The organism is Uliginosibacterium sediminicola (assembly GCF_039631295.1).
Classification (GTDB): Bacteria; Pseudomonadota; Gammaproteobacteria; order Burkholderiales; family Rhodocyclaceae; genus Viridibacterium; species Viridibacterium sediminicola.
The window spans coordinates 1-851 of record NZ_JBDIVE010000030.1; the positions used below are offsets into that span (position 1 = coordinate 1).

General features: G+C 60.2%; 1 protein-coding gene. It reads left to right on the forward strand.

Annotated elements, in window-relative coordinates:
- On the forward strand, positions 1-851 hold an 851-nt coding region (locus tag ABDB84_RS20010; RefSeq protein ID WP_345921550.1), incomplete at both ends, for a thiamine pyrophosphate-dependent enzyme.

An 851-nucleotide genomic window follows, 5' to 3' on the forward strand; every position in this document is an offset into this window, starting at 1 on the left:
GGTTTCAACTGGCAGCAGTTCATTCCGCTGGGCGACATTGTTCAGGTCGATCTGGACCCAGCGGAGCTTGCCAAGGGGCATCCCGAGGTCGCGCAAGGGCTGTCGGTTGACGCCAACGACCTGTTGCTGCGCCTGCAAGCTCATAGCCTGGGTGAGCACGGAGAGTGGATCGCGTTCTGCCGCAGCGTACGCGCCGAGTTGCCGCTGGTGGAGCCCGGCGTCAATGTTACGGGCGAAGGTTATATCTCGCCCTACACGTTCTTTGATGAGCTCTCGCGTCTGTCGCGTGCGGACGATGTGCTGATTCCCTGCAGTAGCGGCGGCGCCTTTACGTGCTCCTACCAATCGATCTCGCAGAAATTCGGCCAGCACTATGTCACCGACAAATCGCTGGCCTCGATGGGCTATGGCTTGAGCGGCGCTATTGGTGCCGCGCTGGCCAATCCGGACAAACGCACGATCCTCATTGAAGGCGACGGAGGCTTCGCGCAGAACCTGCAGGAAGTCGGTACTGCCGCCATCAACAAGCTCAACCTCAAGATGTTCGTCTTTGACGACAAGGGCTATGCCTCGATCCGGATGACCCAGCGCAGCTACTTCGGAGGTCGTTACGTCGGCTGTGATATCGCCACTGGACTGGGTTTGCCGGACTGGAGCAAGCTGTTTGCCGCCTACGATGTCCCGGTGCTGCGCGTAGGTCCGGGCTTTGAAGCGTCGGAGGAGTTTCTTGCCGCGTTCAATGCGCAAGGCGTTCACGCCTTTCTGGTTGCCGTCGACCCGGAGCAGACCTACTTCCCCAAGATCTCAAGTCGTGTGCGAGCGGACGGCGGCATGGAATCGAATCCCCTGCA